19 protein-coding genes are annotated in these 19,637 nt (G+C 57.5%); 17 read left to right on the top strand and 2 right to left on the bottom strand.

All coding sequences use genetic code 11. The annotated features are described in order from the left end of the window. Window positions 1–216 precede the first annotated feature (216 nt). Together gor and FJ145_19850 are read left to right on the top strand one after the other, a co-directional pair. Window positions 217–1,572: a glutathione-disulfide reductase gene (gor, locus tag FJ145_19845; GenBank protein ID MBM4263664.1), complete on the top strand. Its 1,356-nt coding sequence runs from the start codon at window positions 217–219 to the stop codon at window positions 1,570–1,572. A gap of 225 nt (window positions 1,573–1,797) precedes the next feature. Then, window positions 1,798–2,544: an iron-containing redox enzyme family protein gene (locus tag FJ145_19850; protein ID MBM4263665.1), complete on the top strand. Its 747-nt coding sequence runs from the start codon at window positions 1,798–1,800 to the stop codon at window positions 2,542–2,544. 97 nt (window positions 2,545–2,641) lie between these two features. Here FJ145_19850 and FJ145_19855 read toward each other — a convergent pair whose 3' ends face one another. Continuing rightward, window positions 2,642–3,943, bottom strand: a complete 1,302-nt coding sequence (locus tag FJ145_19855) for an anaerobic glycerol-3-phosphate dehydrogenase subunit C (protein MBM4263666.1) — start codon at window positions 3,941–3,943, stop codon at window positions 2,642–2,644. A 155-nt stretch (window positions 3,944–4,098) separates the two neighbouring features. On the opposite strand from FJ145_19855, the gene FJ145_19860 reads away from it, so the two are divergent. The 4 genes from FJ145_19860 (at window position 4,099) to FJ145_19875 (ending at window position 9,302) form a co-directional block, all read left to right on the top strand. Next, complete coding sequence (locus FJ145_19860; protein MBM4263667.1) at window positions 4,099–4,575, top strand: hypothetical protein; 477 nt, start codon at window positions 4,099–4,101, stop codon at window positions 4,573–4,575. Window positions 4,576–5,375: 800 nt separating this feature from the next. Beyond that, a complete protein-coding gene (gene acnA, locus FJ145_19865) occupies window positions 5,376–8,066 on the top strand; it encodes an aconitate hydratase AcnA (protein ID MBM4263668.1) in 2,691 nt (896 codons plus the stop codon). Window positions 8,067–8,239: 173 nt separating this feature from the next. After that, window positions 8,240–9,049: an MBL fold metallo-hydrolase gene (locus FJ145_19870; protein MBM4263669.1), complete on the top strand. Its 810-nt coding sequence runs from the start codon at window positions 8,240–8,242 to the stop codon at window positions 9,047–9,049. A gap of 46 nt (window positions 9,050–9,095) precedes the next feature. Further along, the gene (locus tag FJ145_19875) at window positions 9,096–9,302 is read left to right on the top strand and encodes a hypothetical protein (protein ID MBM4263670.1); all 207 of its coding nucleotides are present in this window, start codon (window positions 9,096–9,098) and stop codon (window positions 9,300–9,302) included. A gap of 107 nt (window positions 9,303–9,409) precedes the next feature. On the opposite strand, the gene FJ145_19880 is transcribed toward FJ145_19875, so the two are convergent. Continuing rightward, the gene (locus FJ145_19880; protein MBM4263671.1) at window positions 9,410–10,132 is read right to left on the bottom strand and encodes a septal ring lytic transglycosylase RlpA family protein; all 723 of its coding nucleotides are present in this window, start codon (window positions 10,130–10,132) and stop codon (window positions 9,410–9,412) included. 131 nt (window positions 10,133–10,263) lie between these two features. On the opposite strand from FJ145_19880, the gene FJ145_19885 reads away from it, so the two are divergent. From FJ145_19885 to FJ145_19935, 11 genes are all read left to right on the top strand, one after another. Further along, window positions 10,264–11,010: a YebC/PmpR family DNA-binding transcriptional regulator gene (locus FJ145_19885; GenBank protein MBM4263672.1), complete on the top strand. Its 747-nt coding sequence runs from the start codon at window positions 10,264–10,266 to the stop codon at window positions 11,008–11,010. 5 nt (window positions 11,011–11,015) lie between these two features. Continuing rightward, window positions 11,016–11,600 (top strand): crossover junction endodeoxyribonuclease RuvC, encoded by a 585-nt coding sequence (gene ruvC, locus FJ145_19890; protein ID MBM4263673.1) that lies wholly within the window; start codon window positions 11,016–11,018, stop codon window positions 11,598–11,600. Between the two features lie 145 nt (window positions 11,601–11,745). Next, entirely contained in the window at window positions 11,746–12,339 is a 594-nt protein-coding gene (gene ruvA / locus FJ145_19895) for a Holliday junction branch migration protein RuvA (protein ID MBM4263674.1), read from the top strand. A 28-nt stretch (window positions 12,340–12,367) separates the two neighbouring features. Beyond that, window positions 12,368–13,387 (top strand): Holliday junction branch migration DNA helicase RuvB, encoded by a 1,020-nt coding sequence (ruvB, locus tag FJ145_19900; GenBank protein ID MBM4263675.1) that lies wholly within the window; start codon window positions 12,368–12,370, stop codon window positions 13,385–13,387. 10 nt (window positions 13,388–13,397) lie between these two features. Then, entirely contained in the window at window positions 13,398–13,610 is a 213-nt protein-coding gene (locus FJ145_19905) for a DUF2905 domain-containing protein (protein MBM4263676.1), read from the top strand. Window positions 13,611–13,624: 14 nt separating this feature from the next. After that, window positions 13,625–15,865 (top strand): HAMP domain-containing protein, encoded by a 2,241-nt coding sequence (locus FJ145_19910; GenBank protein MBM4263677.1) that lies wholly within the window; start codon window positions 13,625–13,627, stop codon window positions 15,863–15,865. Between the two features lie 11 nt (window positions 15,866–15,876). Then, entirely contained in the window at window positions 15,877–17,166 is a 1,290-nt protein-coding gene (gene lpxC / locus FJ145_19915) for a UDP-3-O-[3-hydroxymyristoyl] N-acetylglucosamine deacetylase (GenBank protein ID MBM4263678.1), read from the top strand. 12 nt (window positions 17,167–17,178) lie between these two features. Then, window positions 17,179–17,628 (top strand): DUF2203 family protein, encoded by a 450-nt coding sequence (locus FJ145_19920; protein ID MBM4263679.1) that lies wholly within the window; start codon window positions 17,179–17,181, stop codon window positions 17,626–17,628. A gap of 22 nt (window positions 17,629–17,650) precedes the next feature. Continuing rightward, entirely contained in the window at window positions 17,651–18,805 is a 1,155-nt protein-coding gene (gene queG / locus FJ145_19925) for a tRNA epoxyqueuosine(34) reductase QueG (GenBank protein MBM4263680.1), read from the top strand. 20 nt (window positions 18,806–18,825) lie between these two features. Next, a complete protein-coding gene (locus tag FJ145_19930; GenBank protein MBM4263681.1) occupies window positions 18,826–19,248 on the top strand; it encodes an acyl-CoA thioesterase in 423 nt (140 codons plus the stop codon). Between the two features lie 123 nt (window positions 19,249–19,371). Further along, complete coding sequence (locus FJ145_19935) at window positions 19,372–19,614, top strand: hypothetical protein (GenBank protein ID MBM4263682.1); 243 nt, start codon at window positions 19,372–19,374, stop codon at window positions 19,612–19,614. Window positions 19,615–19,637 lie beyond the last annotated feature (23 nt).

The raw sequence follows: 19,637 nt of genomic DNA on the forward strand, positions 1-19,637 counted from the left end.
GTCATAGCAGAATATATAGCGAATCAGATTCATGATCGAGATGATGACTTCAAAGTAGACGGTTAAGGCCGTCTACAAACGCCCCTGAGGGCGGAGACTTTGAGCCGGCTCTTAGCCGGAACCAGGACTTTCAGTCCGTTATCCGATGCCACCGCCTTTTAGGCGGTGGTTGTTCACTTTTTAGGGCTACCGCGCATCAAAACAAAGGATTAACCGATGGCTCAATACGACTACGACCTTTTTACTATCGGCGCCGGCTCGGGCGGCGTGCGCGCCAGCCGCGTCTCGGCATCGTTCGGCGCTAAAGTTGCCGTTGCGGAGGAGCGCTATCTCGGCGGCACCTGCGTCAACGTTGGCTGCATTCCAAAGAAACTCCTTGTCTATGCTTCCCATTACGGCGAAGATTTCGATGATATGGCCGGCTACGGCTGGACCGTGCCAGAAAAAAAATTCGATTGGGCGAAGCTGATCGCCAACAAGAATAAGGAGATCAGCCGGCTAAACGGCATCTACAAAAAATTGCTCGGCGACGCTGGCGTAGAAATCCTTGAAGGCCACGCCACGATTGTCGACGACCATACGGTCTTGGTGGACAGCAAAAGAGTCACGGCTAGGTACATTCTTATCGCGGTCGGAAGCTGGCCAATGTTGCCACAGATTCCCGGTATCGAACATGCCATTAGCTCCAACGAAGCGTTTTACCTGAGCAAATTGCCGGAGCGCGTGATTGTTGTCGGCGGCGGCTACATCGGCGTCGAGTTCGCCGGAATATTTCACGGCTTGGGCGCACAGACGACTCAACTGTACCGCGGCGATCTGTTTCTACGCGGGTTCGACGACGATATCCGTAAGACCCTGGCTGAAGAAATGCCCAAGCGCGGCATCGATCTACGTTTCAAAGTGGACATCGCAAAGATTGAAAAGAGGGCTAACGGCCTGAAAGCAACTTTGACCGATGGAAACACTCTTGACGCCGAGCAGATCCTTTACGCCACCGGCCGCGTGCCGCTGACGAGCAAGTTGGGCGTGGAAAAAGCCGGGGTCTCTCTCAAGGCCAGCGGCGCGATCGCTGTCGATGACTATTCCAAATCCAACGTCGATAGCATCTATGCCATCGGCGACTGCACCGATCGCATGATGCTAACCCCGGTGGCGATCGCCGAGGGCATGGCGCTGGCTAACACGTTATTCAACAACAAACCGACCCAGCCGAGCTACATTAATGTTGCTACGGCGGTTTTCAGCACGCCCAACTGCGGCACGGTCGGTTTGACCGAAGGACAGGCACGCGAGCGAAAGCATAACGTCGATATCTACCGCACCAGCTTCCGGCCGCTGCGCCACACCCTCACCGGGCGCGACGAGCGGACCATGATGAAGCTTGTGGTCGACCACGACTCGGACAAAGTGCTGGGCTGTCACATGGTCGGCCCCGACGCCGGGGAAATCATCCAGGGGCTAGCCGTCGCCCTCAATTGCGGCGCCACCAAAGCCCAGTTCGACGCTACCGTCGGAATTCATCCCACCGCCGCGGAAGAGTTTGTCACCATGCGCACGAAGGTCGCTGGATAGGCAACAGGCATTGGGCAATAGGCAATGGTCAAAAACCGGTAGGCGAGAGTAGGTTGATAGCGCTGGCGCTGCTGTTGCTCGGTGCCCGATTTCGTTCGTCGATAAATCCGAGTCTTACGGTTGCCTGTTGCCTACAGCCTTATTGCCTGTTCCAATCGCTGGCATAACGGTTGCTCTATGGACTCGACCAGAAGGGTCGATGATCTAACTAAATAGAGGGGCCTTATGGACCGGCACACTTTCCGCGAACAGCTGCTCGAAGTCATGGAACGCAAGGACCACTGGGCCTGGCCGGCATTTACTGCCGGGCTCGTGGCCAAGGACCGGCTCCATTTTCATTTCGAGCAGGAGTACGCCACCTACGTGCGCGATTTTCCGGTCATGGTGGGCTGGGCCTACGTGCGCTGCCCAATTCCCGAGGTGCGCCAGACTCTGGCGGAAAACCTCTATGAAGAAGCCACGGGCCGACTGACTGCGGGGCGGCCGCATCCCGATTTGTTCTTGGAATATCCCCGCGGTTTGGGCATGGACTTGAACCGCTTTCGCTCGATAACGCTTTTGCCGGAAGCCAAGGCTTATCGGGATTTGCTCGACCAGGCGATCCAGCATTACGGCTGGGACGTGGCCGCGGCAATCGTGACGATTTTCGTTGAAGGAACCAAAGACGAGCGCCGCGCCCTCGATCCCGATGCCTCTCACGTTCCTGCGCCGTTGCAAGAGCACCCGCTCGTCAAACACTACGGCTTACCTGTCGAAAGTTTGGCGTTGACCAAGGCGCATCGCCAAGTGGAGGGCGGGCACCGGACTGCCGCCTGGCGGGCGATTCTCGATCACGTTACCCCGCTGCGGCGCGGTGCCGTGGTGCGGACAATGAACGATGTGCTGGAGCGTTGGCTTGCTTATAGGGACGCGGTGGCCGCCGTTTGCGGGGGAGAACGCGCTCATTGTAGCTGCGTGCGGATCGCCGGCTGATCAGCGGCGCGATAGTCGCGCCGCGTTCCGACCTCGAAACCTCCGGAAAGCGGCCGGAACGGCTTGAACTGTTTGAACGGCTGGAACAGCGTCTTTTTTAACCGATCGGTTCCCCCCGATAGCTTTTCGCAATAATTTGAATCGGGTTGAGCGGTCGCTTGCCGGTGCCTTGCTCGATCTGAATCGCTGCCAGGGGACAGTCAGAGCAGGTGGTTTTCGGCTGGCCTTCGGACATCTGTTGAAAAGCGCGATTGCCCCACTTCATCGAACTCTCGAAGTTTTCCTTTTTCATCGCCCAGGTGCCGTCGTGACCTGAGCATTCCTCCACCACTTTGACCTTCGTATCCGGGAGCAGAGAAAGTACCTCCCGAGTCTTGTAACCGACATTCTGCGCGCGCAAGTGACAGGGGATATGGTAGCTGATGTTGCCGGCACCGGTCTTAAAGTCTTTCTTTAGCTTCCCGACGCTCTCGAGCCGGACGAGGAAGTCCATCGGATCGGTGGTTTTGGCTGCTACGGTTTTGGCATCGGCGCTGCTGAGCAAGCGCGGATATTCCACCCGGATCATCTGCGAGCAGGTCGGATTGGTCGCAATGACAGTGCGGCCGTCCTGCACATGGCGGAGCAGGCTGGCGACATTTTGCTTCGCTGCTTCCTTCGCGCTCTCCATATCGCCGTTATGCCAATGGGGCATGCCGCAGCAGCGCTCGTAGGCGAATTCAACATCGACGTTGTTGTGGCCCAGCACTTCCAGTGTATCGATACCGATCTCCGGTTGATTGTAGTTCACGTAGCAGGTCGAGAAGAACGCCACTTTGCCCGCGGGTTCGCCCTTTACTTGAGGCTTTTTTGCGGCGAATTGCGCGGCTAGCGTCTTTGACGCAAAAGGCGGCAGCTTCTTGTCTTTGTGAATTCCAATGGTGCTTGCCATTAGTTGGCGGTTGAGCCCGTTCTCATTGGCCCAGTTGGCGATCGGCGCGGTCATGGTGCCGAGTTTGCCGACGAGGTCTGGGTTGCCGAGCAGTTTGTCGACCAGCGGCACGCCGTTCTTTTTCACTTCTTGCGCTTTGCCGCGCGCCATGAGCCGGGGAAAATCGATGGCCCATTCATGATCGCCCGGCGTATAGGGGCATTTGATGTAGCAGAGCTTGCATTGAAAACAGAGGTCGACGATTTGTTTGACGTCTTCGTTCTTGAGTTTCTTGGTGTTGACCTCGGCGTACTTGCCTTCGGTGCAGTAATCGTCGATGGCGTCAAATAGTTTGGGAAAGCTGCCGCAGAATTTCACACAGAGCCGGCAATCGGCGCACAAATTGAAAATCCGCTCGACTTCGCCGCGCAAATCCTTGGCGTCGTAATAACGTGGATCGATCGGATCGTAGGCTGGGTTATTGGCCATCTACCGCACCCCTTGCTTCTGTAGATTGATTCCACTGCGAGGCACCTCAATCTACCCCAAGGTTTCGAACTTGGCTATAGCTACTCGGAAATCGCCTTCCTTGTGCGCGTTAACGTCGGAGGGGATGGCCCGTCTAAGTCTGCAAGGAGGTTCCCATGAAGAAAGTAACCAAAATTGGAATTTTAGCGCTGAGCGTCTTGTCTTTGGTGGCCATTGGTCAACCCAACTCGGCGGATGCCGATTGGCGCAGCCGGCAGCGCGATCTCGATCGCCGCGCCGCTCGCTCGCACAACTCAATCTGGGCTGAAATCCAGCGCGACCGCGCAGAGCTGCACCGCGATTTGCAAGAGTATCAGCGGGACCGGCAGGATTTGCGGCGGCTCTACCGCCATGGCGCCAGCCAAGCCGAGATCGATAGGAAACGCGCCGAGCTGCGCCAGGGCAGGGCGGAGATCGAGCAGGGCAGGCGTGAAATCAGCGAGGGTTTCTGGTCATTGCGCCACGAGCGACCGTACGACCGCTATGACAACGACCGCCGCTACGGCAACCATGGTTGGTGGGGTCATGGCAATAACTCAGACCGCTGGGGCCGCGGCTACGACCGCTGGGATTACGGTCGCTGGGGCGAATAGCGATTTCATTGCTAATCTTACCCAGCTATCTTGATGAGCCGGGATCGTGAATCTCGATCCCGGCTTGTTTTGCCGCCCACGGTGGTGGTATCGACGGAGAGACTGCACTGGACCCCGCGCTTGAGCAGATCGCCGACGTAGGGCAGTCCGGAAGCTAGCCGCGAGGCGGTGAGCGGGGCGCAGCTCACGTGTGATTGGTTGCGGCGATTATCCCGCGCTCTTTTTCCGAAGTGCTGTAGAAGCCTCAGGCGGCGTGTGGCCGGCGCCGCGCGAAGCGAAGCCCATGGTGAGCATGCCGTCATTGGACGCGCCCATCGATTCCCGTTTGACCCTGGCAATGGCGTTGAAATCAGCGGTCTCTTTCGGTCTCTGCTGCAAGTTTCGGCTGTAGCCGTAGGAAGCGCGCGCGCATGCCGCAGTCGCGCAGCGCGCGCAGGTCGGCATCGGCGTATTTGCCATCGATGATGTTGTGCGACCAGTCGTGGATCGTCGGCGCCGATGAATTCCCTTCGGTCAAAAGTGTTTTCTTTGCTCATGGTATTCTCTGCGTGGGAACGATGAGGCCGAACAGTAGTCGAAGCGTGAAGCCGCCGTCAAGGGAAATCCCTGTTGCTTTATGCGGTTACCCTAGCTACAAAAGAAATCGACCTGGCAGCGTGCCAAAGCCTTCGGAGTCCTTCGACAGGCTCAGGACGAACGGACAGAATTCGAGCGAAATCGTTCATGGTGAGCTAGTCAAAGCATGATCCGCTTCCATTCAGCCGGCTGCTAGAATTTCTACTCGAAGTAAGGAGCGCCCCATGGCACAGAAGTACGCAAACAGTTTCGGCACCCGACAAACGCTGAAAGTCGGCGGCGAGAGCTACGACATTTTTCGCCTCGATGTTTTAGAGAAAGCCGGCTTCCCCAACGTTTCCAGGCTGCCCGTATCACTGAAAGTTTTGCTTGAGAATTTGCTGCGCCAAGAGGACAACCATCACGTTAACAAAGGCGATATCGAAGCGCTGGCCGAATGGAACCCGAAAGTAAAATCCGAAAAAGAAATCGCCTTCATGCCGGCGCGGGTGTTGATGCAGGATTTAACCGGCGTGCCCGCCGTGGTCGATCTCGCCGCCATGCGCGAGGCGATGAAGCGGCTCGGCGGCGATCCGAAAAAGATCAATCCACTGGCGCCGGTGGATCTAGTGATCGATCACTCCGTTCAAGTCGATTACTTCGGTTCGGCGGATGCGTTTCATAAGAACTCTGAAATCGAGTTTGAGCGCAACGTCGAGCGCTACGCATTTCTCCGCTGGGGGCAGATGGCCTTCGATAATTTTCGTTTGATTCCGCCGGACGTCGGCATCTGTCATCAAGTCAATCTTGAGTATCTGGCCCCGGTGGTTTTCCGTGCCCAGAAGGACGGCGCGCATTTCGCCTATCCCGATACAGTGGTTGGCACCGACTCGCACACGCCGATGATCAATGGCTTGGGTGTAGTCGGTTGGGGCGTGGGTGGCATCGAAGCGGAAGCGGCGCTGCTCGGCCAGCCGATTATCATGCTGATCCCCGAAGTGATTGGCTTCAAACTCTATGGCAAGCTGCCCGCTGGGGCGACGGCGACCGATCTAGTTCTGACTGTAGTGCAGATGCTCCGCAAAAAAGGTGTCGTGGAAAAGTTCGTCGAGTTCTATGGGTCCGGCCTGTCGAGCTTGAGCCTGGCCGATCGCGCGACCATCGGCAACATGGGGCCGGAGTACGGCGCCACGATTGGTTACTTCCCGATCGATGACGAGACGCTGCGCTACATGACGCTCACTGGGCGCGATCCCGATTTGATCAAGCTCGTCGAAACCTATGCCAAAGAGCAGGGCATGTTCCGCACCGATTCGTCGCCCGATCCAATGTTCAGCGATACTTTAGAATTGGATCTCGCCAGCGTGGTGCCGAGCATCTCAGGGCCGCGCCGGCCGCAGGACCGGATTCCCCTCACCGATAGCAAAAAATCTTTTGCTGACGCGCTGCCGTCCTTGATGAAAACCAAAGATGCCAGCAAGAAAGTTGCTGTGCAGTTAAACGGCGACAAGTTCGATCTTAAACATGGCTCGGTGGTCATCTCGGCGATCACCAGCTGCACCAATACTTCGAATCCGTCGGTGTTGATTGGCGCGGGCCTGTTGGCGAAGAAAGCCGGCGAAAAAGGCTTGACGAGAAAACCTTGGGTCAAGACAAGCCTAGCGCCAGGATCTCGCGTCGTGACTGAGTATTTGAAAGACAGCGGCTTGCTGCCGCACTTAGAAAAAATCGGTTTTCACGTCGTCGGTTACGGCTGCACGACTTGTATTGGCAACAGCGGCCCGCTGCCCGATCCGGTGGCCAATGGTATTCAAGAGGGCGATCTGGTCGCCGCTGCCGTCTTGTCAGGCAATAGAAACTTCGAAGGGCGCATCCACGCCAATGTGCGTGCCAACTATTTAGCTTCGCCGCCGCTGGTGGTCGCCTACGCGTTGGCCGGCAGCATGGACGTCGATCTCTACAACGATCCGCTCGGCAACGATACGGCCGGCAAGCCGGTCTATTTGAAAGACATCTGGCCGACGCCGGAAGAAGTAGACGCCGTCATGACCAAGTCGGTGCGCCAGGAGATGTTCAAAAAAGAATACAGCCAGGCCACCGAGGGTGACGCGCGCTGGAAGGGTATGCCGGTGCCGCAAGGCGAGCTGTTCAAGTGGGACATGCAGTCGACCTATGTGCGTGAAGCGCCGTATTTCGAAGGCATGGGCAAAACCCCGGCGCCGATTAAACCGATCGGCGGTGCGCGGGCCTTGGCGCTGCTCGGCGATTCCGTGACGACCGATCATATCTCACCGGCGGGCTCCATCGAAAAGAACGGCCCCGCAGCGCGCTATTTGACCGGCAACGACGTGCTGCCGAAGGACTACAATCAATACGGCGCGCGGCGCGGCAACCACGAAGTGATGATGCGCGGGACTTTTGCCAACATTCGTTTGAAAAACATGTTGGCTCCCGGCACCGAAGGCGGGGTGACGGTCCACCTGCCGGACAACAAGCAAATGTCGATCTACGATGCGGCGATGCAGTATCAAAAAGAAGGCACGTTTTTAATCGTCATCGCCGGCAAAGAGTACGGCTCCGGCTCGTCGCGCGACTGGGCCGCCAAAGGGCCGCGGCTCCTGGGCATCAAGGCGGCTATTGCCGAGAGCTACGAGCGCATTCATCGCAGTAACCTGATCGGCATGGGCATCGTGCCGTTGGTGTTCAAGCCGGGGGAGAACTTACAGACTCATGGCCTTACCGGCTTTGAGAAGTTCGATATCCCCGGCATCGGCCCCGATTTGAAACTGCGCCAGGAGCTGACGGTGAAAGCGACGGCCGACGATGGCAAGAGCACCGAGTTTAAAGTTATCTGCCGTATCGATACACCGGCAGAGCTGGATTACTACCGGCACGGCGGCATTCTGGAGTACGTATTGCGGCAGCTACTTGCATAAGTATGAATTATGAAAGCGGAATTATGAATTGACCGAATGCCGGTTTCCGCTTTCATAATTCTGAATTCATAATTCCATTGATCACTCGACGACAAGCGCTAGCGACCCTCGGCAAATCGTCGCTGGCGCTTTTGTTTTTAGGCCAACAATCCTGGGCCGCCGAAAGGACCACCATGGACACGCCCGGTTTCATCGGAAAGTTTACGGCTAACAATCCTGGTTTGATGACGCTCCAGGGGACCAATCAGTACGTCGTCGGCAAAGAGAGCGGCCTGGTAATTGACGTGGCGCTCAGCGCCGACTCGAACATGGACGGCATCATCGAGCAAGCCGAAGCCATGGGCATCAAGAAGATCGAAAAGATTCTGCTGACACACATTCACAGCGACCACTGCGGCGGCGCGCTGGCGCTGCGCAAACGCTGCGGCGCGAAATTGGGCATTCACCGCTCGCGCAAAGGCTACCTTGGTGGTGAAGATTTTGTTTACGACGACAACGATGTGCTGACCTTCGGCGGCGGCGAACTTAAAGTGCTGCACACGCCGGGCCACGAGTCGGGGCATTGCTGCTTTTACGAAAACAGCGACAAAGTTCTTTTCAGCGGCGATAATATTCTCGGCTATGGGACGGCCGTCATTCATCCGCCCGACGGCAACATGAGTGATTACATGAAAACGCTGGAGCGTTTGCTCGGTTTTGAAATGACGTTAATTCTTCCCGGCCATGGCCCTTTGGTTGGCAAGCCAGAAGCCAAAGTGCGCGAATATATCAAGCACCGCTTAGAGCGTGAGCAGCAGGTCATCAACGCCATGCGCAGCGGCCGCAACACCATCGGCGATATCACCGAAGCGATTTATGTCGACATCTCGGCGGCACTCAAACGCGTCGCCGAGTTCTCCGTGCAGGCGCACTTGGAAAAGTTGGTGCGCGAAGGCCGGGTGAAAGTAGAAGCGGCGCGGTATTTGCTGTTGAGCGATAATTAGCCAAGTCATCCGTGACTGATGCGCCAAATCGGTCCTTGTCATTCTGCTGGTTACTGAAGAATTGCTGAAAACTTTGCACGCTCTCGATCGGGCTGAAGAGTTCCACGTGTTGCAGGTGTTGGTTTCTGACTTGGCTCGGGAGAAAATGGGTTTGTTTAGGGCTGACACTGAATATTCTGTCGGGTCCCCCTATGATGCGCAGGATGCGGCAGGGACAATGCTTAAGCTGCTGACAAATGATGCGCAATCCTGAGCGTTATCCTTTCGTTTCGGCCCAGAGCAACCTGGGTGAAGCCGCGCTTCAGCCATTTCTTCCACTCACGTTAAACAGCAGAGACAAATCCCTCACCTCAACGCCCGTTACTTCTCCATAATCACAACCGGGAAGCCTGCCTGGGCTACTTGCTTGGCTTTTTCTTCGGCGGCGCCTCTGTCGGTGAAGGTTCCCAGGCGCACGCGGTAGTAGGTGGTTGCCTTGGTTTGGATTGGAACGACGTAGACCTCGCCGTGGGATTTGGCGCGGTCGCGCAACTCGTGGGCGTTTTGTAGTTGGCTGAAGGAGCCCAACTGTAAAGTGTAGTCGAGGGTGGCTCGGATGGTGCTCACCGGAATGGGGCCGTCGAGGACTTCGATGCGCACTGGAATGGTCCCGGGACCGACGGCGCCGAGGGACTGCGCGGAGGCGTAGGAGAGGTCGAGGATTCTTCCTTTGGCGAATGGGCCGCGGTCGGTGACCGGCATTTCCAGCGACCGGTTGTTATCTAAGTTGGTTACCATGATCTTGGTGCCTAGCGGCAGCGTTTGGTGCGCGGCGGTGATTTCGTTTTGGTCGTAGATGTTCCCCATGGCCGTCGGCTTGCCGTGAAAACCCGGGCCGTACCAGGAAGCGATGCCTGTCTGAGTTGCACGACTGGTGGGGGGCGTCGGTGCCGCTACCGGTGGGACCGATGGTGCAGGTGATGCCGGCGCGGGTACGCGCGATTGCGGCACCGAACAAGCCGCTAACGTTAACGTGAAGGCACCGAACAAAAAAACTCGCAAAGACATCGATCCGATGAGGGGAAAGCTTTTGGTTTTCAACATCGCCCGATGTTACAGAAATCGCTCACAAGTTCAATATAATGGCATTATATTTTAGAACTGCGCTTTGCACCGTTTACGCCCCCGCTGGTTTATGGTAGCTTCAAACTCAAATTAAGCGGGGAGTAACAGTTATGTCAGGTCACTCTAAGTGGAGTACGATCAAGCACAAGAAGGCCGCCAAGGATGCCAAGCGCGGTAAGATTTTCACCAAGCTGATCAAGGAAATTACCGTCGCGGCGCGCATGGGCGGCGGCGATATCAACGCCAACCCGCGCCTGCGCACGGCGGTGACTACCGCGCGCGCGGCCAGCATGCCGAGCGATAACATCGAGCGGGCGATCAAGAAGGGCACGGGCGAGCTTGAGGGTGTGAGCTACGAAGAGATTCAGTATGAAGGCTACGGCCCGGGCGGCACCGCGATCATCGCCCAGGTGTTGACCGACAATAAGAATCGCACGGTGTCGGAGATCCGCCGGTTGTTTTCCAAACATGGCGGCAACATGGGGGAGACCGGCTCGGTTTCTTGGATGTTCGACAAAAAAGGTTTGATCACAGTCGAGAAATCGCAAATCGATGAAGACCGGTTAATGACCATTGTGCTCGACGCCGGCGCCGAAGACGTCCGCGATGAAGAAGATGTGTTTGAAGTGATCACGCTGCCGGAGGACTTCAACACCGTCAAAGAGAAACTCGATCAAGAAAAAATCGCCGTCGCCAGCGCCCAGGTAACCTTAGTCCCCAAAAATACCGTCGACGTGGATGCAAAAAACGTCGAGCAGATTTTGAAGCTGACAGAGGAGCTGGAGGATCACGACGACGTGCAGAACGTCTCCTCCAACTTCAACATTCCTACCGAGTTATTAGAAAAAGCGAGCTGAAACACTTGCCGGCGAAACGACTCGCAGCAAATACTCCGAGCGAGCGCATCCTGGGCATCGATCCGGGGTCGCTCACCACTGGCTGGGGTGTGGTCGACGTGAGCGGCAACCAGTTGAGCCATGTCGCCCATGGCACGATTGCGACCGCGGCGGTGCAGAATCAAGCCCAGCGGTTGGGGCGAATCTTCCATGGCATTCAAGACGTCATGCGGCGCTACTCGCCGAACGTGATGAGTCTGGAAAAAGTTTTCTTTGCGCGCAACGCGCAAAGCGCACTCAAGCTTGGCCAGGCGCGCGGCGTCGCGCTACTAGCGGCGGCCGAAAGAGCGATCGCGGTCAGCGAGTATTCGGCCAACGAAATCAAAATCGCCGTGGTCGGCTACGGCCATGCGACCAAACCGCAGATGCAGAAGATGGTGACGGCGCTCTTGTGCTTGAATGGCGAGCTGCGCGCCGACGCCGCCGATGCCGTCGCCGCGGCGATCTGCCACGCGCACCGGCAGGCTTTCCAATCGCGCTTGGCGCAAGCCGCCGGCGGTCGAGTGAAAGTGGTCCGTTGGCGCGACTATCGGCCGGCGGCGCAAAAATAGCGATGTCGCGTTATCCCGTCAGAGTCCTTCGACAGGCTCAGGCCGAACGGAAGTTGGACTCGTTTCTCGAATCCGTTCATGCTGCGCTTGTCGAAGCATTCTTGAATTTCGGCACTAACGAGACTCCTCAGTAGGTCGCTATCCTGTGATCGCCCAAATACGCGGCACCCTAGCAGCCAAGATGCCCGGCGAGGTCGTCATCGACGTTGCCGGCGTTGGCTATCAAGTCTTCATCCCGCTCAACGTCTTCTACCGTTTGCCGGAGGTCGGCTCGTCGCTGTATTTGCAGATTCACACGCATGTGCGCGAAGATGCCATTCAACTATTCGGCTTTCACGACTGGCAAGAAAAGCAAGTGTTTCTCTTGCTCAACGGCGTCGGCGGCATCGGGCCCAAGCTCGCGCTGAATATTCTCTCGGGCATTCCGGCGCAAGATCTGGCGCGGGCACTGCGCGATGGCGATCAGCTGCGGCTGGTTGCGATTCCAGGCGTCGGCAAGAAACTTGCCGAGCGGATGATCGTCGAGCTGAAAGACAAGTTCGTGAACTTTTTGGCACAGGCCTCGGCGACCCACACGGACGATGCCGGTTCGGAGCTGTTTATTGACGCGGTTTCGGCGCTGGTCAATTTGGGCTATCGTAAGGTCGACGCAGAAAAGAACGTTCGTGAGGTGTTAAAGAACGGTTCTGCTGCGTTGGCAGACGTGCTCAAAGAATCGTTGCGCAACATGAGTCTGTAAACCGGCCATGACAACAACACGCAACACGATGGTCGACGGTAGCCGGAGCGACGAAGAGTTCAGCTTCGATGTCAGCCTGCGGCCGCGCGGTTTCGACGAGTACATCGGCCAGGACAGCGTCAAGGAAAATCTCAAGGTCGCCATCGCCGCGGCGCGGGCGCGCAGCGATGTCTTGGACCATGTGCTGTTTCACGGCCCGCCCGGTTTGGGCAAGACCTCGCTGGCTTACATCATCGCGCGCGAGATGGGCGTCAATATCAAAGCGACCTCGGGGCCGGTGGTCGAGCGGCCGGGCGATTTGGCGGCGCTGCTGACCAACCTCGACGATGGCGACATTCTTTTCATTGATGAAATTCATCGCATGAATCCGGTCATCGAAGAGGTGCTTTATCCGGCGATGGAAGATTGCCAGATCGACATCATGATCGGCCAGGGGCCGGCGGCGCGCTCGATTAAGCTGGAGCTGAAACGCTTTACGTTGGTCGGCGCGACCACGCGCTCGGGCTTGCTGACCTCGCCGCTGCGCGATCGCTTTGGCCATATTTTTCGTTTGGACTTCTATGACGAAGCGGCGCTGTCGCGGATTCTCAAACGCTCGGCGTCGATCCTCGGCGTCAAAGGCGACGATGATGGCATCCGCGAAATCGCGCTGCGCTCGCGCGGCACGCCGCGCATCGCCAATCGGCTGTTGCGCCGGGTGCGCGACTACGTCCAAGTCAAAGGCGACGGCGCGATTACGAAAAGCTTGACCGAAGCGGCGCTAAAAATGCTCGAAGTGGATCGCCTCGGCCTGGACAAGATGGATACGCTACTGCTACTCACCGTCATCGACAAGTTTGCCGGCGGCCCAGTGGGCGTCGATACGTTGGCGGCTGCCATCGGCGAGGAGAAGGACACCATCGAAGATGTCTATGAACCGTTCTTGATCCAAGCCGGCTTTTTGCAGCGCACGCCGCGCGGGCGTGTGGCGACGGCGCTCGCCTTCGATCACTTCGGCCGCAAGCAGGCTGTGGCCGCGCCGAAAAACAATCAAGGAAGCCTGTTCTAGCGAGATACCTATGGGCGGTATCGGTCGCACTCTGATCGTTGTGGGTCTGGCTCTGGTGGCTGTCGGCGTGTTGGTTTCTTTGGCGGGCAAGTTCCCCTGGCTCGGCAATCTCCCGGGCGATATCAAGATCGAGCGCGACGGCTTTAATTTCTATTTCCCGTTGACCACTTGCATTGTCATCAGCGTCCTAGTTTCGCTTGTCCTTTATTTCCTGCGACGATAGAGTTTTTTTGACCCATGAACGCCCCTGCGACCAGCCTGCCGATTGAAGAGACTCTGCGGCTCGAAGACCTCAAGCGCCGCCGGCGCGAGGGCATTGTCATCGCCGTGACCGTGGTGATGATTCTGGTGTTTGCTTTCATCGAAGTGCAGCCTCCGGATGCGGCCACAGAGAGCTCGCTGCTCAGCAACATCAGCTTTTTTCTCTTGATCAATCTCAATATCATCCTGTTCGGCTTGCTGGCCTTTCTGGTGGTGCGCAATTTGGTCAAAGTATTTTGGGAAAGCAAGCGTGGTGCGCGCCGGTCCCGGCTGCAGTGGCAATTGGTCCTGGCGATGGTGGGCTTGTCCTTGGGTTCCAACCTGCTTTTGTTTTTCGTTGCCGGAGGATTTGTCACGCGCGCCTTCGATCGGTGGTTCGATCCGCAGATCGGCGCCGCGGTTAAAGGCGCGGCGGGAATTCAAGAAACCTACTACCAAAGCGCGGCGGACAACGCCATCGGTTTCGCCAAGCAGCTGGGCCAGCAGATTTCACAACAACGCTTGGTGGATGCGGGGCGGAGCGATGGCTTGAGAAGCTACGTGCAGGCCAAGCAGCGCGAATACCGTTTGGGGGCGCTCCAGGTGATTTCCCCTGAAAGGCAAATCCTCGCCGTATCGGTCGACCCGGAAGCCTACAAGGTGGCGCCCATCGAAGCCAACGGTGAGTTTCTCAAGCAAGCGCTGCGCGGCCAGGAGTCGGTGACGACCCAAGAATTCGGTGAAGGCGAAGTGATTCGCGCGGCCGCGCCGCTGCGCAATTCCCAAGAGCAAATCGCCGGCGCGCTGGTGGTCGACTACTACGTCGACAAGAGTCTAAGGAAGCAATCCAAGCTGATCTCGGAATCCTACGGACAATTCAAACGGCAGGAGGTGATGGAGGGGCCCCTCAAGTACACCTACGTTGGCACACTCTTGCTGGTGACGCTGGTGGTGATTTTGGTGGCGCTCTGGTTTGGGCTCTACTTGGCGCGCGGCATTACCGTGCCGATACAGAAACTTGCCGATGGCACGCATCAAGTGGCCCAGGGCAACTTAGATTATAAGATCGAAGCCGCCGGCGATGACGAAGTCGGCGTGTTGGTCAATTCGTTTAACTCGATGACCGCCGATTTGAAGCGCAGTAGGATTGAAATTGAGCGCCATGGCAAACTGGTCGAGATGCTGCTTGCCAATATTGCCGCGGGGGTTGTCTCGATCGATCCTTCGGGGACGATCACGACGTGGAACAAAGCCGCGGCGAAAATGCTGAATATAAGCGCCGCCGGCGCGCTCGGGAAAAAATATCAAGAAGTGTTTCAAGCGGAATTTCTCGCGGCCATGCGTGAGCTGGTCGACAACGCCCAAGGGCAGGAGACGCTGGACCGGCAGATCCAGCTGCCGCAGGCGGACCCGCCGGTGACTTTGGTCGTTATCGCAGCGGCGCTGTGCGATGAGGATGGCAAGCCTCTCGGTGTGCTGCTGTTTCTCGAGGACATCACCCAGATTCAGAAAGTGCAGCGCATGGAAGCCTGGCGCGAGGTTGCGCAGCGTTTGGCCCATGAAATCAAGAATCCGCTGACCCCGATTCAATTATCGGCGGAGCGCCTGCGCAAACGCTACGCGCCGTTGTTGCAGGGCGATGGCGCGATCCTTGACAAGTGCACGTCGACCATCATCGCCCAGGTAGAAGAACTGAAAAACCTGGTCAATTCCTTCTCGCAGTTCAACCGTCTGCCGACGGCGCAAATTAGCGCCAACGACTTGAACGAAATCGTCCGCGATGCGCTCTTCTTGTATCAGGAGGGGCATGATGAGATCGATTTTCAGTTCAACTCAGGGACGCTGCCGGATGTCAATCTCGATCGCGTGCAAATGAAACGGGCCTTGGTCAATCTCTTGGATAATGCGGTGGCTGCCGTGCAATCCGAGAACCACAGTGACGGGCAGATTATTTTGACCTCGCAGCACGACGCTGCCCAAGGCTGTGTGCGCCTCACCATTGCTGATAACGGCGCGGGGTTGCCCGCCCATGTCCGGGCGCAGATGTTCGAGCCCTACTTTTCGACCAAGAAGAACGGTACTGGTCTGGGTTTGTCGATCGTAAATGCTATAGTGGACGATCATCATGGACGCATTCGCGTTGTGGCCAATGAGCCCAGAGGGACCAAGTTCGTGATCGAGCTGCCGGCTGCGCAAGTGCAAGAAGCGCAGCGAGCGCGGACAGTTCTTAACAGTTGAGGGAGGCGCGGGTGAGCGTAGCGGTTGCCGAAAAGACTATACTTGTCGTCGACGACGAACCGGCGGTCCGGGAGTCGGTGCGCGAAGTCTTAAGTGATGAAGGCTATCGCGTCTTGGACACTGGCGATTGCGGCGCGGTTTTGCAGATGATCGACCGCGACAAGCCAGGGCTGGTCTTGCTCGATATCTGGATGGCGCAGACCGACGGCATCGAGTTGCTGAAAGAGATCAAACACAAGAAACCGCAGCTCAACGTGGTTATGATCTCCGGCCACGGTAATATTCATACGGCGGTGACGGCGACCAAGCACGGCGCGTTTGATTTTATCGAGAAGCCGCTGTCCATCGATGGGCTACTGTTAACCGTGCGGCGCGCGCTGGGTGAGCTCCCCAGCGATGACGTAGGCGAGCTCGCGCAAAGCCAGACCAAAACCAAAAAACGCAGCAAAGCGAGCGAAGCGCGCGCCACCGCCGTGCTCAAGCAGAAGACGCTCAGGAAGAGCGTGGTGACTTCCGGACAGGGGCTCCACTCGGGAGTAAAAACCGGCCTTGTGCTGCATCCGCTGCCGGCCAACAGCGGGATTGTTTTTACCGGCTTGTCGGCGGATGAAACCGTGCGCGCGCACCTGGATAACGTCGTCTCCACCGGTTTTGCCACCTCGCTGCGCAACGGCGGTTTTTCGGTGGCGACGGTGGAGCATTTTCTCGCCGCGCTGCACGGCCATGGCATTACGAATCTGCTGGTGAAAGTACAAAGTGAGGTGCCGATCTTGGACGGCTCCGCCATCGAGTTTTGCCGCCTGATCGAAGAGGCCGGTGTCGAAGAACAAGACGAAGAGTGCGGCGAAATCAAAATCGACCGGCGCTATGCTGTCGAGACCCAGGGCGGCGAAGCGATCGCCATCGAACCGGCGGAAGATTTTTCAGTGCGCTACGTCTTGAAGTATCCGAAACCGGTGGGGCAGCAAGAGTATCTCTACCGGCACCGCGGCGCGGCCTCATTCAAAAAAGAGATCGCTCCGGCGCGCACCTTTGGCTTTCTTAAGGACATCGCCATGCTGCAGACCATGGGGCTCGCCAACGGCGGACGCTTGAGCAATTTTATTTTGATCGACGACGAAAAGATCGTCAACACGCAGTTGCGTTTCCCCGATGAGCTGGCGCGCCACAAGATTCTCGATATCCTCGGAGATTTCTTTCTACTTGGCAGACCCATTCGCGGCGCGATCACGGCGCGCATGACGGGCCACTCGGACAACATCGCGCTCCTGCGCGAAATCAGAAAAACCTTAGCTTCTTAGTGGCACGCGGTCATGGCACAGGCAGAAAACTTCACCAAGCTTTTCACTATCAACGAAGCCAACGCTTTGCTGCCCATAGTGCGGCCGATTGTTGAAAAAATTCTGGAAAATATTCGGCGCCTGCGCAGCGCCAGTGAAACCGTCATTCGCACCGAGCGGCTTGATCCCGAAGCGCCCAATCTGCTCGATCGTTTGCAGGAAAACGGCGACATCGCGCGGCTCATCGCTCAAGTGAAAGAATGGGTCAATGAGATTCAGAGCCACGGCTGCATTTGTAAAGGCGCTGAGCAAGGTTTGATCGATTTTCCCTGCATGCTGGGTAACGAAGTGGTTTTTCTTTGCTGGCAGATCGGTGAGCCGAGCGTGAATTTCTGGCATCGTATCGAAGACGGGTTCGCCGGACGCAAGCCTTTTCTCGAGCCAGAAGAGTCAGATCCCGACAACAAGCCTTCGTTGCATTAAACCGCGAGCTGCGGGACCCCCCATGAAGCGGAGTGACTTGGACCCATCCGCGTTGCTGTCGCAAGAGATTAAAGAACGCGCGCAGCAGTTAGGGTTTGAGCTGGCAGGCATTTCGGCTGCGCGGCCGCCGTTGCACGAGCAGTCTTTCGCCCAATGGCTGCGTGAAGGCTTTGCCGGTGAGCTGGGCTACATGACGCGCACTGAGCAACTCCGGCGCGAGCCCAAGGAATTGGCGCCCTGGGCGGCTTCGATTGTTTCCGTGGGCATGAACTATTACACCTCGGGGTTGCGGCCAGAGCTTTCTAGCGAGCCAGAAGGGTGGATTTCGCGCTACGCCTGGGGCGATGACTACCACGATGTGATGAAAGCCAAGCTCGACGCGTTGCTCGAAGAGATTCGTGGACTTCATGGCGGCCCGGTGCAAGGGCGATCCTTTGTCGATTCGGCACCGGTGCTGGAGCGCGATTTTGCCGGCATCGCCGGCCTTGGCTGGATCGGCAAGAACACCCAGCTAATTTCGCCCAAGAAAGGCAGCTGGTTTTTTTTAGGTGAGTTATTTCTCGATCTGCCGTTGGCCTATGACCGGCCGATCCGCGACCGCTGCGGACACTGCGAGCTCTGTCTGAAAGCGTGTCCGACGCAGGCCTTCGTCGGTCCCTACGTGCTCGACGCGCGGCGCTGTATTTCCTACCTGACGATTGAGCTAAAAGGTGCCATGCCGCGCCATCTGCGGCCGCTGGTGGGCAATCATATTTTCGGGTGCGACATCTGCCAGGAGGTTTGCCCTTACAACGTCAAGGCGCAAGCGACTTTGGAGAATGCTTTTCTGCCGCGCGCCGGACTTCATGCGCCGGACTTGATCGCGCTGCTGTCGATCACCGACGACGAGTTTCGCCGCCGTTTTCGCGGCAGCCCGATCCTGCGTGCCAAACGCCGCGGCTTGTTGCGCAATGTCGCAGTGGCGCTCGGCAATGTCGGCAACCCCGAGACTGTGCCGGCATTGGCCCTGGCGCTTGGCGATCACGAGCCGTTGGTGCGCAGTCACGTCGCCTGGGCGTTGGGGCGGGTTGCGACGCAAGCGGCCCGGCGGGCACTCGACGAGCGCTTAGGGATAGAGGACGACGGCGCCGTGCGGGAAGAAATTCGCTGGGCCTTGGATGAAATAGCGCAGCGGTAGGGTCGCGCAGCCGTCAGGCGATGAAGCTCAGCACTCCACCGAAGAATACTTGTACCTATCGGGTCATCTATGGTGACACCGATCAGATGGGTGTGGTGTACTACGCCAATTATTTGCGCTGGTTCGAGCGTGGGCGCTCGGAGTTCCTGCGTGAGATCGGCGTTTCATACTCGACAATCGAGGCAGAGGGGCTGCATTTCCCGGTAACCGAAGTGCAGTGTCGCTATTCACAATCGGCGCGCTATGACGACGTGGTTGCGATCGAGACGACGTTGACAGAGATGGGCCGCGCGTCGCTCGTGTTTAACTATCGGATCACGCGCGAAGCGGACAGAGCTCTTTTGGCGACCGGTTCGACCCAGCATGCCTGCATCGATAACGCGGGGCGGATTGCGCGTATCCCGAAGGTTCTCCAGGAAGCATTGAATCGGCACGATCGTTGAGGAGCCCCTATGAACCATTGGCATTTGTCGAGAGGTATTCTTGGTCTTACCCTGCTCATGCTCGGGGCAGGCGGGGCCCAGGCGAATCTTTACTTGGCCAAGCCGGGAGAGCCTGCGGCGTAAGTGCGGATCGGCACCTGCGCCGTCACCGGTGGTTTCATGCATCTCTACGCTGCTTTGGAAAACCGTTTGTTCGATAAGCATGGCCTCGATGCCGAAGATGTGGTAGTCCGCGGCGGCAGCGTGGCGCTGGCGGCCGATGAAATCAACTTTCTGTTTTGTAACACCGACGCCAATATCGGCCGGAACTTTTTTTGGGGAACAATTGGCGAGGCGGCGATTGAACCCCTAACCGTTTGGTGTTAAGCGAAATACTCAATCCAGCAGGG

This window comes from Deltaproteobacteria bacterium, from assembly GCA_016874755.1.
Lineage (GTDB): Bacteria > Desulfobacterota > Binatia > UBA9968 > UBA9968 > DP-20.